Annotated in this window: 11 protein-coding genes; 6 read left to right on the top strand and 5 right to left on the bottom strand. The window is 75.1% G+C overall.

Features of this window, described 5'->3' with window-relative positions; translation table 11 throughout:
* Window positions 1-57: 57 nt before the first annotated feature.
* From QUV83_RS02270 to QUV83_RS02260, 3 genes are read right to left on the bottom strand one after another with little or no spacing between them, the layout of a single operon-like run.
* Window positions 58-831, bottom strand: coding sequence for a putative F420-0 ABC transporter ATP-binding protein (locus QUV83_RS02270; protein ID WP_289562268.1), 774 nt, complete (start codon window positions 829-831; stop codon window positions 58-60).
* Complete coding sequence (locus QUV83_RS02265; RefSeq protein ID WP_289562267.1) at window positions 828-1,988, bottom strand: putative F420-0 ABC transporter permease subunit; 1,161 nt, start codon at window positions 1,986-1,988, stop codon at window positions 828-830. The genes QUV83_RS02270 and QUV83_RS02265 overlap by 4 nt, the downstream gene beginning before the upstream one ends.
* A gap of 5 nt (window positions 1,989-1,993) precedes the next feature.
* A complete protein-coding gene (locus tag QUV83_RS02260; protein ID WP_289562266.1) occupies window positions 1,994-3,025 on the bottom strand; it encodes a putative F420-0 ABC transporter substrate-binding protein in 1,032 nt (343 codons plus the stop codon).
* Window positions 3,026-3,309: 284 nt separating this feature from the next.
* Between QUV83_RS02260 and QUV83_RS02255 the strand changes: the two genes are divergently transcribed.
* The 4 genes from QUV83_RS02255 (at window position 3,310) to QUV83_RS02240 (ending at window position 9,194) form a co-directional block, all read left to right on the top strand.
* The gene (locus tag QUV83_RS02255; protein WP_289562265.1) at window positions 3,310-4,662 is read left to right on the top strand and encodes an aspartate aminotransferase family protein; all 1,353 of its coding nucleotides are present in this window, start codon (window positions 3,310-3,312) and stop codon (window positions 4,660-4,662) included.
* A 75-nt stretch (window positions 4,663-4,737) separates the two neighbouring features.
* Window positions 4,738-5,499: an SDR family oxidoreductase gene (locus tag QUV83_RS02250; protein ID WP_289562264.1), complete on the top strand. Its 762-nt coding sequence runs from the start codon at window positions 4,738-4,740 to the stop codon at window positions 5,497-5,499.
* A gap of 63 nt (window positions 5,500-5,562) precedes the next feature.
* The gene (locus tag QUV83_RS02245) at window positions 5,563-7,410 is read left to right on the top strand and encodes an ABC transporter ATP-binding protein (RefSeq protein ID WP_289562752.1); all 1,848 of its coding nucleotides are present in this window, start codon (window positions 5,563-5,565) and stop codon (window positions 7,408-7,410) included.
* Window positions 7,407-9,194, top strand: a complete 1,788-nt coding sequence (locus QUV83_RS02240; protein ID WP_289562263.1) for an ABC transporter ATP-binding protein — start codon at window positions 7,407-7,409, stop codon at window positions 9,192-9,194. The genes QUV83_RS02245 and QUV83_RS02240 overlap by 4 nt, the downstream gene beginning before the upstream one ends.
* Before the next feature lie 2 nt (window positions 9,195-9,196).
* On the opposite strand, the gene QUV83_RS02235 is transcribed toward QUV83_RS02240, so the two are convergent.
* Entirely contained in the window at window positions 9,197-9,892 is a 696-nt protein-coding gene (locus QUV83_RS02235) for an HAD hydrolase-like protein (protein ID WP_289562261.1), read from the bottom strand.
* A 106-nt stretch (window positions 9,893-9,998) separates the two neighbouring features.
* Here QUV83_RS02235 and QUV83_RS02230 point away from each other — a divergent pair, with 106 nt between their 5' ends.
* Window positions 9,999-10,514, top strand: a complete 516-nt coding sequence (locus tag QUV83_RS02230) for a phosphoribosyltransferase (protein WP_289562259.1) — start codon at window positions 9,999-10,001, stop codon at window positions 10,512-10,514.
* A complete protein-coding gene (locus QUV83_RS02225) occupies window positions 10,514-12,364 on the top strand; it encodes a glycoside hydrolase family 9 protein (RefSeq protein ID WP_289562257.1) in 1,851 nt (616 codons plus the stop codon). The genes QUV83_RS02230 and QUV83_RS02225 overlap by 1 nt, the downstream gene beginning before the upstream one ends.
* Here the strand turns inward: QUV83_RS02225 and QUV83_RS02220 are convergent.
* Window positions 12,303-12,941 carry a hypothetical protein gene (locus QUV83_RS02220; RefSeq protein WP_289562255.1) on the bottom strand — a complete coding sequence of 213 codons (639 nt, stop codon included), beginning with the start codon at window positions 12,939-12,941 and terminating at the stop codon, window positions 12,303-12,305. The genes QUV83_RS02225 and QUV83_RS02220 overlap by 62 nt on opposite strands.
* Window positions 12,942-13,250 lie beyond the last annotated feature (309 nt).

The raw sequence follows: 13,250 nt of genomic DNA, 5'->3' as shown, positions 1-13,250 counted from the left end.
AGGGCCGAGTCCCATGTGCGCAGTTCGCGCCTATTCGCCCGATCGGCGCGGGCGGGCTCAGGCGGGGTCGAAGGCCAGGATGGGCCGGCCGGTGCCCGGGTGCCGCAGCACCGTGGTGCTCACCCCGTACACCGGGTCCACCACCTCGGGCACGAGCACCTGCTCCGGCGGCCCGGCGGCGACCACCCGGCCCGCGGACAGCAGCACCACCTCGTCGCAGTACGCGGCGGCGAGGTTGAGGTCGTGCAGCGCGGCGAGCACCCCCGTGCCGGCGTCCGCGAGGGTGCGCACCAGGCCCAGGGTGACGAGCTGCGCGTTCACATCGAGATGGTTCGTGGGCTCGTCGAGCAGCAGTAGCCGCGGCTGCTGGGCGAGCGCCCGGGCCAGGTGCACGCGCTGGCGCTCCCCACCGGACAGCGTGTCCAGCCGGCGCCCGGCCAGGTCCGCGGCGCCCACGGACGCGAGCGCCTCCGCCGCCACCGCGAGGTCCTGCTCGGAGTCGCCCGCCCACCGGGAGCGGTGCGGGGTCCGGCCCAGCAGCACGGCGTCGTGCACGGTGAGCGGCAGGTCGGTGCTCGACTCCTGCTCCACCAGGGCGACACGCTGCGCGCGCTCGCGGCGGCCGATGCCGCGCAGGTCCGTGCCGTCGAGCAGCACGCGCCCGGCGTCGGGGGACGTGATGCCCGCCACGAGCCGCAGCAGTGTGGACTTGCCGGAGCCGTTGGGGCCCAGCAGCCCGGTGAGCGTGCCCGGCCCCACCCGCACCTCGATGTCGTCGATGATCAGGCGGCCGGCGACCGACCACCCCAGGCCCTGCGCGTCCAGGCTCATGCGACGGCCTCCGTGCGGCTGCGGTACAGCAGCCAGGCGAACACCGGGGCCCCGAGGAACGCCGTGAGGATCCCGACGGGCAGCTCGCGCGGCTCGAAGACCGTGCGCGCCGCCGTGTCCGCCCACACCAGGAAGCTGGCGCCCACCAGCGCGGCGACCGGCAACAGCAGCCGGTGCCGGGCGCCCACCACGAAGCGCACCGCATGCGGCAGCACGAGCCCGAGGAAGCCGATCGAGCCGCTCACGGACACCAGCGCGCCGGTGAGCAGCGCCACCAGGGTGAGCAGCACCCAGCGGGTGCGCGGCACGTGGACCCCCAGCGCGGCGGCGGCGGTGTCGCCGAACGCGAACGCGTCGAGGGTGCGCCCGGCGCCCACCAGCGCGGAGCCGAGCACAAGCACCGCAGTGCCGGCGATCGCCACCGACGCCCACGTGGACCCGGCCAGCGAGCCAAGCAGCCAGCCCAGGATCTCCCGATACGAGTCGCCCGTCGCCGACCAGAAGATGACGAAGCTGGTCGCCGCCGCGCACAGCTGGGACACGGCCAGCCCGGCCAGGACCGTTCGCGTGGGCGTCAGCGCGCCCAGCGAGCCGGCCAGCGCCATCGTCGCGGCGAGGGCCGCCAGGGCGCCCACGAAGGCCGCAGCGGGCAGCGCCACCGCGACGCCCAGCAGCAGCACCGCGACGGCGCCCAGGGACGCCCCCGACGAGAGGCCCAGCAGGTACGGGTCCGCCAGCGGGTTGCGGGTCAGGCTCTGCATCACAGCCCCCGCGACGGCCAGCCCGGCGCCCACCGCGGCGGCGGTCAGCACGCGCGGCAGCCGCAGCTCCCAGACGATCGCGTCCGTCAGCCGGGCGGGCGCCTCGGCGGCCAGCCCGAGGTGGTGGCCGATGCTGCGCAACACGTCCGCGACGGCGATGTCCGCCGGTCCGATCGTCACGCTGACCAGGATGGTGACGACGAGCACGGCCGCCAGCGCCAGGACGAGGCCTGCTAGCCGCAGGCCGCCGGTCCGAGCGCCGCCCGCCGCGCCCACCGTGCCGCTCGGCGTCGGCTCCGGCTCCACCGCCGTGCCGCCGAGCCGCGCGCTCGACCGTGCCGCCGCGCTGAGCGGTGGCTGCGCGGTCGGCGGCGGCACGTCGGTCGGGCGGGTCATGGGCGTCAGCCCACCGCCGGGAGCGCGGCGAGCTGGGCCACGAGGTCGGCCACGGCGTCGGCGTTGCGGACTCCGGCCTCGGAGGCGGGGAACGGCACCACCAGGTAGCGCTTCTCGCGCACCGCGGTGAGCTGGCTCGTGGCGGGGTTGGCCTCGAGCACGCCGATCTTCTTCTCCGTGGAGCCCCAGGCGGAGTCGACCAGCACGATGACGTCGGGGTCGGCGGCCACGACCTGCTCCCAGCCCACCGACGTCCAGGACTCGTGCACGTCGGCGAAGATGTTCGTCAGCCCGGCGGCCTCCATGATCATCTGCGGCGCGCCGATGCCCGCCCCGACGTAGGGGGTGTCCGAGCCGGAGCTGAACCACAGGGCGGTGGTCGGCGCCGCCGGCGCGTCGACCCCGTCGAGCGTGGCCTGCTGCTCGGCGACGAGCTCCTCCGCGCGCTCGGGCACGCCGAAGATCGCGGCGACCTCCCGGATGCCGTCGAAGACCCCGTCAAAGGTCAGCGGGTCGGGCTGGTAGCCGTCGCCCTGGCAGGCGGCGGGCGACACGTAGCTGGCGATGTCGAGCGTGGCGAGCGCCTCGCGCTCCCCGGCGCCCTCGGCGGAGAAGTTGGACTCCCAGCCGGCGTAGACCAGGTCGGGCTCGCTGGTGAGCAGCGCCTCCTGGCCGGGAACCTTCTCGGAGAGCACGGGGACGGACGCGTAGGCGGCCGCGAGGTCATAGGGCACGGGGCCGTCGCTGAACGCCGTGCCGACCAGGCGGTCCTCGAGCCCGAGGGCGAGCATCGTCTCGGTCGCCGTCGACTTGATCGTCACCACACGCTCGGGCGGCGCGTCGAAGGCGACCTCGACACCGCAGTTGTCGACGGTCAGCGGGGTGAAGCCCGCGGTGGTGGGCGCGGTGGGCGCCGGCGCGGCTGCCTCGGGCGCCTCGGCGACGGGTGCGGCGCAGGCGGCGAGGCCCAGGGCCAGCGCGGCGGCGACGGGCAGCGCGGCGACGTGGCGCAGGCGGTGGACGGTCGGAAGGCTCATCGACGGCTCCAGGTGCGACGTGGCTCCCGGCACGGTCGGCCGGGCGGGGGAGGGCGCACGTCGCGCCGCTGGACTCGCCGCCCACATCAGGGCGGCCACACCGGACGAATGCCCGTCCGGGGTCCGCGGATCAGTGTAGGTCGCCGCGGCGCTGTCCCTGGTCGCGCACCCTGTCTCACGCACCCCGGTCGCACGCCCCGATCTCACGCCCGGATCGATCCCCTGATCGCCCTCCGCGAGGCCCCCGGGTGCGGCACTCTTGCCCTGAGCGCCGAGGAGGCCCCATGAGCATCGACCAGCGGCCCGCCCATGCCGAGGACGACGACGCGACTGCGCTGAGCCTGGACCGCGCGCACGTCTTCCACTCCTGGTCCGCGCAGGCCCGCCTGAGCCCGTTCGTGGTGGCGGGCGGATCGGGCTCGCATGTGTGGGACCACGCGGGCCGCCGCTACCTGGACTTCTCCTCCCAGCTCGTCAACACGAACGTCGGGCACCAGCACCCCCGGGTCGTGGCCGCGATTCAGGAGCAGGCGGCCACGCTCGCCACCGTCGCGCCGTCCACGGCGAGCCTCGTGCGGGGCCGCGCCGCGCAGAAGGTGCTGGAGCACGCCCCGGCCGGGTTCTCCAGCGTCTTCTTCACCAACGGCGGCGCCGACGCGGTCGAGAACGCCATCCGCATGGCCCGCCTGCACACGGGCCGCGACAAGGTCGTCTCGACGTACCGCTCGTACCACGGCAACACCGGCGCGGCGGTGGCCGCCACGGGGGACTGGCGCCGGGTGCCCAACGAGTACGCGCGCGGCCACGTGCACGTGTTCGGGCCGTACCTGTACCGCACGGAGTTCTGGGCGACGAGCCCCGAGCAGGAGGGCGAGCGCGCGCTGCGCCACCTGGAGCGCGTGATCCAGGCTGAGGGGCCCGAGACCGTCGCAGCGATCCTGCTCGAGACGATCCCGGGCACCGCCGGGGTGCTGGTGCCGCCGCCCGGCTACCTCGCCGGGGCACGCGAGATCGCCGACCGCTATGGCGTGCTGCTGATCCTCGACGAGGTGATGGCCGGGTTCGGGCGCAGCGGCGCCTGGCTGGCCCTCGACCACTTCGACGTGCGCCCGGACCTGGTGGCCTTCGCGAAGGGCGTCAACTCCGGGTACGTGCCCGCTGGCGGGGTGATGATCTCCGCCCCGATCGCCGCGACCTTCGACGATCGCGTGTTCCCCGGCGGCCTCACCTACTCGGGCCACCCGCTGGCGATGGCCGCGATCGTGGCGACCATCGAGGCGATGGAGGACGAGCGGATCGTGGAGCACGCCGCCGCGATCGGCAGCGACGTGCTGGGCCCCGGGCTGGCCGAGCTCGCCGAGCGCAGCCCGTTGGTGGGCGAGGTTCGCGGGCTCGGCGTGTTCTGGGCCGTCGAGCTCGTGGCCGACCGCGCGACCCGCGAGCCCGTCGGCGCGGACGTGATGGCCCGGGTCAAGGCGGGCTGCCTGGCCCGCGGCCTGCTGCCGTTCCTCGCCGAGAACCGGGTGCACGTCGTCCCGCCGTGTGTCGTGACCGCCGACGAGGCCGCCGAGGGGCTGGCCCTGCTCGCGGAGGCGCTCGCCGAGGCCGGGCCTGGCGCCCACGTCGCGCGCGGCTGACATGTCTGGCTCCGTAGGCTCGAACCGACGGCCGCCCGCCGCCGTCCCGCACGACCCATCCGCTGAGGAGATCGCATGAGCACCGCCCTGTCCCGTCCGCGCCGCGTCGTCGTCACGGGGGCGTCCTCCGGCATCGGCGCCGCCACCGTGCGCCGCCTGCGCGCCGACGGCTGGGACGTGCTGGCCACCGCCCGCCGCGCCGAGCTGCTCGACGAGCTCGCCCAGGAGACCGGCGCCCAGGCGTTCGTCGCGGATGTCACCGTCGACGAGGACGTCGCCCGCCTGGCCGCGCACGTCGAGGCCACCGGGGGGCTCGACGCGCTGGTGAACAACGCGGGGGGCGCCTTCGGCCTGGACCCCGTGGAGCGCGCCGACATCGACCAGTGGCGCCGCATGTACGAGCTCAACGTGCTCGGCACGCTGCGCGTCACACAGGCGCTGCTGCCCGCGCTGCGCGCGAGCGGCGAGGGCGACGTGCTGGTGCTGACGTCCACCGCCGCGCACGGTCCCTATGAGGGTGGCGCGGGCTACACCGGCGCCAAGCACGCCGAGCGGATGCTCGCCACGACGCTGCGCTGGGAGCTCGCCGGGGAGCCGCTGCGGGTCATCGAGATCGCCCCCGGCGCTGTGGCCACCGACTTCTCGCTTGTCCGGTTCGACGGAGACGCGGAGCGGGCCGCCGCCGTGTACGAGGGCTACCAGCCGCTGGTCGCCGACGACGTCGCGGACACGATCGCGTGGGCGCTCAGCCGCCCGCCGCATGTGAACATCGACCTCCTGGTGGTGCGCCCGCGCGCGCAGGCGAGCAACACGAAGACCGCCCGGACCGGGGTGTGAGGGCGGCCCGGCGTCCGTAGGCTGCCCAGGGTGCCCATCGAACGGCTCTCCACGACGCGGGCGATGGCCCGCCTGCTCCGGTGGGCGCGGCCGGCGTTGCCACGGATCGCCGCGGGCGGCGTCGCGTCGCTCGGCGCGAGCCTGCTGGCGTTGGCCGTGCCGCAGGTGCTGCGCGAGGTCGTGAACGGCCCGCTGCTGACGGAGGGCTCCCCAGGCGCCGTCGTGCAGGCCGCGGGGCTGGTGCTCGCGCTCGGGGTGCTGGAGGCCCTGCTGGTGTGGTGCCGCCGCGCGTTCATCCTCACGCCGGGCACCACCGTCGAGCGGGAGATGCGCACCGACTTGTTCGGGCGGCTGCTCGAGCTTCCGGTGGCCTTCCACGACCGCTGGCCCGGCGGGCAGCTCCTCTCCCGCGCCATGTCCGACCTGGGCATGGTGCGGCGGTGGCTCGCGTTCGGGCTGGTCATGCTCGTGGTCAGCGCGACGACGGCGGTGGTGGGCGTCGGGCTGATGCTCGCGACCGCCTGGCAGCTCGGGCTGGTGTACCTGGTCGGCGCGGCGCCGGTCGCGTGGCTCGGGTTCCGCTTCCGCGAGGACTACAAGGCCGTCGCCCGGCAGGCCCGCGACCAGGCCGGGGACCTGGCCACCACCGTCGAGGAGTCGGTGCACGGCATCCGCGTGCTCAAGGCCTTCGGCCGGGGCGGCGACGCCCTGGAGGACTTCGCGCGGCAGGCCGAGGATCTGCGGTCCACCGAGATCCACAAGGCGCGCACCCTGTCCCGGGTGAGCTTCGCGCTGGGCGCGCTGCCGGAGGCCGTGCTGGCGGTGTCGCTCGGGCTCGGCGTGTGGCTGGCCGCCGAGGACGCGGTCAGCGTCGGCGCGCTCGTCGCGTTCTTCGCGACGGCGGCAGTGGTCAACGGACCCGTCGAGCGACTCGGCCAGCTCCTGGCGATGACGCTCGACGCGCGCGCCGCCCTGGACCGGTACATCGAGGTCGTCGACACCCCGAACGCCGTGGGCGACCCCGCCGCCCCGCGCGCCCTGCCGGAGCCCGCCGCCCGGGGCAGCCGCGTGGTGCTCGCCGACGTGCGGTTCCGGCACCCGGGGGCGCCACCGCAGTCCCGGGACGTGCTGGACGGCGTGGACCTCGAGGTCGAGCCGGGGGAGACGCTGGCGCTGGTGGGCCTCACCGGCAGCGGCAAGTCCACCCTCGCCCAGCTCGTGCCCCGGTTGTACGACGTCACCGGCGGCGCGGTGCTCGTCGACGGCGTGGACGTGCGCGACGTGGAGCGCGCCGAACTGCGCCGCGCGGTGGCCGTCGCCTTCGAGGACCCGATCCTCTTCTCCGCGTCAGTGCGCGAGAACGTGCTGCTCGGCGTGGACGCCGACGCGATCAGCCCGGAGGCCGCCGAGGCCCTCGTCCGCGAGTCGCTCGACGTGGCCTCCGCGGGCTTCGTGGACGCGCTGCCGCACGGGCTGGACACCGTGATCGGCGAGGAGGGGTTGAGCCTGTCCGGCGGGCAGCGGCAGCGGATCGCCCTGGCCCGCGCCATCGCCGCGCGCCCCCGGGTGCTGGTGCTCGACGACCCGCTCTCCGCGCTCGACGTGGCCACCGAGGCCGCCGTCACGGCCCGCCTGCGCGCGACCCTCACCGGCACCACCACGCTGGTCGTCGCCCACCGGCCGTCCACCGTGGCGCTCGCGGACCGGGTCGCGGTGCTCGAGGACGGCCGCGTCACCGGTGTCGGCAAGCACTCCGACCTGTTGGCGCGGCATGCGCACTACCGGTACGTGCTCACGGCGTTGGGGCCGGATCCCCGCGAGGTCCCGCCGCAGGACTCGCTGAGCGGGCTGCTCGACCTGGACGAGCCCGTCGGGGGCGCGGGGCGCTCGCGGCCGGGGGCCGAGCGATGAGCGCCGCGCTGCTGGAGGGCGCCGACGTCGACCACGCCCACGTCCGGCGCCTGTCGCTGCGGCTGCTCCGCTCGCTGCTGCGGCCCGTGGCGGGCCCGGCCTGGGGCACAGTCGCGCTGGTCGTCGCCGCGCAGGTCGCCCAGGTGGCGGGCCCCGCGCTCGTGGCCGTGGCCATCGACCGGGGGCTGCCCGCGATGCGCGACGGCGACCCCGTGCCGTTGCTGCTCGCCGCTGGCGGCTACCTCGCGGCGGCCGTGCTCGGCGGCGCCCTCACCGCCGCGGTGGTGCGCGCCGCGGCGCGCGTCAGCCAGGCGATCCTGCTGGACCTGCGCCGCCGCGTGTTCCGGCACACCCAGCTGCTGAGCCTGGAGTTCCACGAGCGCTACACGTCCGGGCGGATCATCTCCCGCCAGACCTCCGACCTGGACGCGGTGCGCGAGCTACTCGACGGCGGCATCACCACCCTCGCCTCCAGCGCGCTCGCGATGGTGCTGACCGCCGCCTCGCTGCTCCTGCTCGACTGGCCCAGCGGCGTGGTGCTGCTCATCGCCGTGGTGCCCGGCGTGCTGCTCACCCGCTGGTTCCAGGCCCGCTCGCAGGCGCAGTACCGCAAGCAGCGCACCGCCGCCGCCCGGCTCATCGTGCGCTTCGTGGAGACGATGACCGGGATCCGCGCGGTGCAGGCGTTCCGGCGCGAGCGCCCGGTGGCCGCCGAGTACGGGCGGCTGTCCGAGGAGTACCGCGTCGCCAGCGCCGAGGGCATCCGGCTCAACGGGCTCTTCGACTCGGGCCTCACGCTCATCGGCAACGTCACAGTCGCCGCAGTGCTGCTGGTCGGCGGCCTGCGGGTGCTCGACGGCGGCCTCGAGGTCGGGGTGCTCGCCGCCGCGGTGCTGTACGCCAAGCGGTTCTTCTCGCCGCTGACCCAGATCGGGATGTTCTACAACTCGTTCCAGTCGGCCACCGCCGCGCTGGAGAAGCTCGCCGAACTGCTCGCCGAGGAGCCGAGCGTCCCGGAGCCCGCCCGCCCGATCCGGCTGCCGAGCCCGCGCGGCGACGTGCGGCTCGCCGGCGTGGAGTTCGGCTACGGGGACGGGCCCAGCGTGCTGCCGCGCCTGGACCTGCACGTGCCAGCGGGCCAGAGCGTGGCACTCGTGGGGGAGACGGGCGCCGGCAAGTCGACAGTGGCCAAGCTGCTCGCGCGGTTCTACGACGTGCGCTCGGGCGCGGTGCTGATCGACGACGTGGACGTGCGCGACATCGCCCCCCAGGACCTGCGCCGCGCGCTGGTCATGGTGACCCAGGAGGCGTACCTGTTCTCCGGGTCGATCGCCGCGAACATCGCCCTGGGGCGGCCGGACGCGACCCGCGCCGAGATCGAGGCGGCGGCCCAGTCCGTGGGGCTGCACCCGCTCGTCGAGCAGATGCCGCAGGGCTACGACACCGAGGTCGACAAGCGGGGCGTGCGACTGTCGGCAGGGCAGCGCCAGCTCGTGTCCTTCGCCCGCGCGTTCCTCGCCGACCCGGCGCTGCTCGTGCTGGACGAGGCGACGAGCTCGCTGGACGTGCCCGGCGAGCAGCTCGTGCAGCGTGGGCTCGGCACCCTGCTGGCCGGGCGCACATCGGTGGTCATCGCGCACCGGCTGTCCACGGTGATGGGCGCGGACCGGGTGCTTCTCGTGGACGGCGGCCGCGTCGTGGAGGACGGCAGCCCGGCCGCCCTGATCGCCGCGGGCGGCCGGTTCGCGGAGCTGCATGCCGAGTGGCGGCGCTCGCTGCGCTGAGGTCAGACCGGGCGTGACTCCGGCGCGTGCACCCGCGCGAGCACCGCTTGCGCCAGCGAGGCGACGTCGTCCACCAGGTCCACGGCCCCCGCGCCCAGGAGCTCCCCGGGCTGCGCGTAGCCCCACGTCACGCCCAGGCAGTCGATGCCGTGCTCTGCGGCGCCCAGCACGTCATGCTCGCGGTCGCCCACCATCACCGTGCGCGCCGGGCCGGGCACGCGATCGGGCCCCAGCTCGGCGAGCGCATGGGCGATGACCGTCGCCTTGGTGGAGGGCACGTGGTCCAGCGGCGCCCCGTAGACGCCGTCGACGAGCGCGGTGATGCCGAACCGCTCGCAGATGGGCCGGGCATACACCTCGGGCTTCGAGGTGGCCACGGCAAGCGTGCAGCCGGCGGCCCGGAGCCGCGCGATGGCCTCGAGGATCCCGGGGTAGAGCGCGTTGTCGAACATGCCCTCGGCGGTGAACGCGGCGCGGTACGCGGCCACGGCCTCGGTGAGCCGCTCCGGCGCCACGCCGTGCGCGAGGAACGACACGGTGATGGGCGGGCCGACGAACGACCGCAGCGTCGCGGGGTCCGGGACCGGCAGCCCGAGGGCGCGGTAGGCGTGCGCGACGGAGGAGAGAATGCCGGGGGCGGAGTCGGTCAGCGTGCCGTCGAGGTCCAGCAGTACCAGGGGGGCGGGAACGTCAGTCACCTGGCGATTGTCTCCCGGGCGGCTCCCACCCCGGGCCACGGTCGAGCCCGCGCGTCGGGACCTTCGGCATGGCGGCGCGCCAAGGCAGCCCGTCTACCCTGCGGGAATGGCGATCACCGAAACGGCACCTGGTCAGGCTCTCCCCGAGGATCGTGAGGTGCTGACCTGGGACCTCTTCGGCGAGGCGAGCCGCGAGCTCGCGCAGCAGGTCGTCGACTCGGGTTTCGACGTCGACGTGGTGGTGGCGGTGGCCCGTGGCGGGCTGCTCCCGGCGGGGGCGATCTCGTACGCGCTGGGCACCAAGGTGTGCGGCGCGCTCAACGTCGAGTTCTACACCGGCGTCGACGAGCGCCTGCTCGAGCCGACGGTGCTTCCGCCGCTCCTGGACACCGCGGCGATGCACGGGCTGCGCGCCCTGGTGGTCGACGACGTGGCCGACACGGGGGAGACCCTCGCGCTGGTGCAGCGGCTCGTCGCGCAGCACTGCGACGAGGTCCGCACTGCGGTGCTGTACGCGAAGCCGCACTCGGTGGTCGACCCCGACTTCGTGTGGCGGCGCACGGACCGCTGGATCACCTTCCCGTGGTCGGCGCAGGAGCCCGTCACCCGGCGGGCCGGTTGATGGCCGCCCCGTCCCCGGGCGACACGGCGGGCGCGGCGTTGGCGGGCGCGGCGTTGGCGGGGGCGGACGGACGAGGACCCCGGATACGGGTCAACCAGCTCGGCTGCCTCCCGGGCGTCCCGGCGCACGCCACCCTCGTCACCGGCGACCAGGAGCCGCTGCCGTGGACCCTTGAGCGTGATGGCGCGGTGCTCACGCGGGGCATGACGTCCCCGCGCGGCCATGACGCGTCGGCGGGGCTGGACGTCCACACGATCGACGTCGGCCCGGTGGGCGTCGAGGGGGACGGCTTCATGATCCGCGCGGACGGCGCGACGAGCGACCCGTTCGCCATCCGCGGCGACCTGTACGAGGTCCTGGCCCGCGACGCCGTGCGGTTCTTCCACCTGCAGCGCAGCGGGGTGGAGATCGGGCCCGAGGTCGCCGGCGAGGAGTACGCGCGCCCGGCAGGGCACGTCGCCGGCTCGGCGCATGGTGGTGACACGCGCGTGCCGTGCCTCCCGGCGGGGCGCGCGGTGACGGCCGACGGCGTCGACCTGTACGACGGGTGGACCGACGACCACGTGCTCGATGTGAGCGGCGGGTGGTACGACGCGGGGGACCAGGGCAAGTACGTCGTGAACGGCGGCATCGCCGTAGCGCAGCTCCTGGGTGTTTGCGAGTGGGTGGGGGCGGCGGTCGAGCTGCCGGCCGGCCTGGAGCGCGCACTGCGGGACGAGGCGCGCTGGGAGCTCGAGTGGCTGCTGCGCATGCAGGTCCCCGCCGGGCAGCGGTACGCGGGCCTGGCCCATCACAAGGTCGCGGACGAGCGGTGGACGCCGATCCCCACCCTCCCGCATGAGGACCCGCAGCCCCGCCATCTGCACCGCCCCTCGACGGCCGCTGCCCTCAACCTCGCGGCCGCGGCCGCCCAGGGCGCGCGCGTCTTCGCCGCCGAGGACCCGGAGTTCGCCACGCGGCTGCTCGCGGTGGCCCGCTCAGCGCACGCCGCGGCGCTACGCCACCCGGACCTGCTGGCGCCGAACACGAACGTGCTGGCCAACGGCGGCAGCGGCCCGTATGACGACACCGACCTCGAGGACGAGTGGTACTGGGCGGCTGTCGAGCTGTACGTGGCGACCGGCGAGCAGCAGCACCTCGACGCGCTGCGCGCCAACGGCTGCCACGTCGGCGGGCCCGTCGACGTGTTCGCCGACATCGACTGGCAGCGAGTCGGCGGCCTCGCCCGGCTGCACCTGGCCCTCGTGCCGAGCGGGCTGCCGCAGGCCGATGCGGACGCCGCGCGGGCGTCAGTGGTGGACGCCGCCGACGCGATCCTCGCCGTGCAGGCCGCGCAGCCCTTCGGGCACCCCTACGCGCCGCCGGACGGCCGGTACGACTGGGGCTCGAACGGGCTGCTGCTCAACCAGCTCACGGTGCTCGGCGCCGCCTGGGCGCTGACCGGCGAGGCCCGGCTCCGGGACGGGCTGGCCCAGGGCATGGACTACGTGCTGGGCCGCAACGCCCTCGGCATCTCCTACGTGACGGGCCACGGGGCGCGCTCGGCCCACAACCAGCACAGCCGCTGGTACGCGCATCAGGCCGACCCGTCGCTGCCGTGCCCGCCGCCCGGCTCGCTGAGCGGCGGCCCGAACTCCGCGACCCCCGACCCGGTGTCCGCGGCCCTGGTGGCTGGGCTCCCGGCCCAGCAGTGCTTCGTGGACGACATCGGCGCCTACGGCGTCAACGAGCTGACCATCAACTGGAACGCGCCGCTGGCCCAGGTCTCCGCGCTGTTGGCGGGGGTGCTCACACCTCGGCGGCAGCCGGCTCCAGCAGCCGCTGCCACCCGCCGTCCGACCCCCGCGTGAACCCCGCGCGCCCCAGGTACGGCTGCAGCCCCGCGAGCTCGGGCCCGGCCATCACCCGGCGGGCGCCCGCGGCCGCGAACGGCCCCTCGGCGGAGTAGAGGAACTCGCCGGCGGTGTAGTCGCGGTACTCCGGGGTCACGTAGTCGACGCTCAGATGCCACCCGTCCGGCCCAGCGGGCACAGCCACGACCAGCCCCGCGGTGACGTCGTCGTGCAGCACGAGGGCGTGCAGAGCGCTCGCGGGCCCGGGCAGCGCGGCCGGGCAGAACCGGGCGATGTCGGCCCCGTGCCGCGCCAGGAAGTGCGCGAGCACCGGGTCGTCCGGACGCACAGACGCCCACGCGAACGCGCGGCCCGTGCGCCGAGATCGCAGCAGCGTCACGATGAACCAGGCGTTGATCAGGCACAACGCGACGTTCATGGCCACCATCGGCCACACCCCGATCAGGGCGTTGAACACCACCAGGGCCAACGACGCGGCGAGGTTCAGCACCCGCAGGCGCAACATGCGGGACTGGAGGACCGAGTACACGAGGAGTGCGGACCCGGCCCAGCCGAGGAGGTCGACGATGGCCACCAGGTGAGATTAGCGATGCCGGAGGCCCCGCAGGCGGGATCCCCCGAAGGGGTGGCGCCCGGGCGGGGAGCCACAGTGTCTAGACTGGGCGCCAACGGCTACGACCCGGCGATCACCGGTGAGCCTCCGGAAGAACGGCTGGCGCCCTCGCAGGCGCCGCTCAGTAGACCCGGACGGGTGGGCCCGTCATCGCCTGGACATCGAGTGGTCGGCCACGTGCGCGCACGTCGGCTGGCAAGCGGGGTGGTACCGCGGTGGGCCGCAGCTCTCAGGGGCGGCCTGTCGTCCTCGCGGCGAACCACGACGACG

The organism is Cellulomonas cellasea (assembly GCF_030372105.1).
In the GTDB taxonomy this organism is placed as follows: domain Bacteria; phylum Actinomycetota; class Actinomycetes; order Actinomycetales; family Cellulomonadaceae; genus Cellulomonas_A; species Cellulomonas_A cellasea_A.
This window is presented reverse-complemented; position numbering and strand designations above follow the sequence as displayed.

What these genes read in the sequence shown, in the direction of transcription:
- QUV83_RS02270 (WP_289562268.1), bottom strand. Translation starts at nt 831, where the DNA reads ATGAGCCTGGACGCGCAGGGCCTGGGGTGGTCGGTCGCCGGCCGCCTG.
- QUV83_RS02265 (WP_289562267.1), bottom strand. Translation starts at nt 1,988, where the DNA reads ATGACCCGCCCGACCGACGTGCCGCCGCCGACCGCGCAGCCACCGCTC.
- QUV83_RS02260 (WP_289562266.1), bottom strand. Translation starts at nt 3,025, where the DNA reads ATGAGCCTTCCGACCGTCCACCGCCTGCGCCACGTCGCCGCGCTGCCC.
- QUV83_RS02255 (WP_289562265.1), top strand. Translation starts at nt 3,310, where the DNA reads ATGAGCATCGACCAGCGGCCCGCCCATGCCGAGGACGACGACGCGACT.
- QUV83_RS02250 (WP_289562264.1), top strand. Translation starts at nt 4,738, where the DNA reads ATGAGCACCGCCCTGTCCCGTCCGCGCCGCGTCGTCGTCACGGGGGCG.
- QUV83_RS02245 (WP_289562752.1), top strand. Translation starts at nt 5,563, where the DNA reads ATGGCCCGCCTGCTCCGGTGGGCGCGGCCGGCGTTGCCACGGATCGCC.
- QUV83_RS02240 (WP_289562263.1), top strand. Translation starts at nt 7,407, where the DNA reads ATGAGCGCCGCGCTGCTGGAGGGCGCCGACGTCGACCACGCCCACGTC.
- QUV83_RS02230 (WP_289562259.1), top strand. Translation starts at nt 9,999, where the DNA reads ATGGCGATCACCGAAACGGCACCTGGTCAGGCTCTCCCCGAGGATCGT.
- QUV83_RS02225 (WP_289562257.1), top strand. Translation starts at nt 10,514, where the DNA reads ATGGCCGCCCCGTCCCCGGGCGACACGGCGGGCGCGGCGTTGGCGGGC.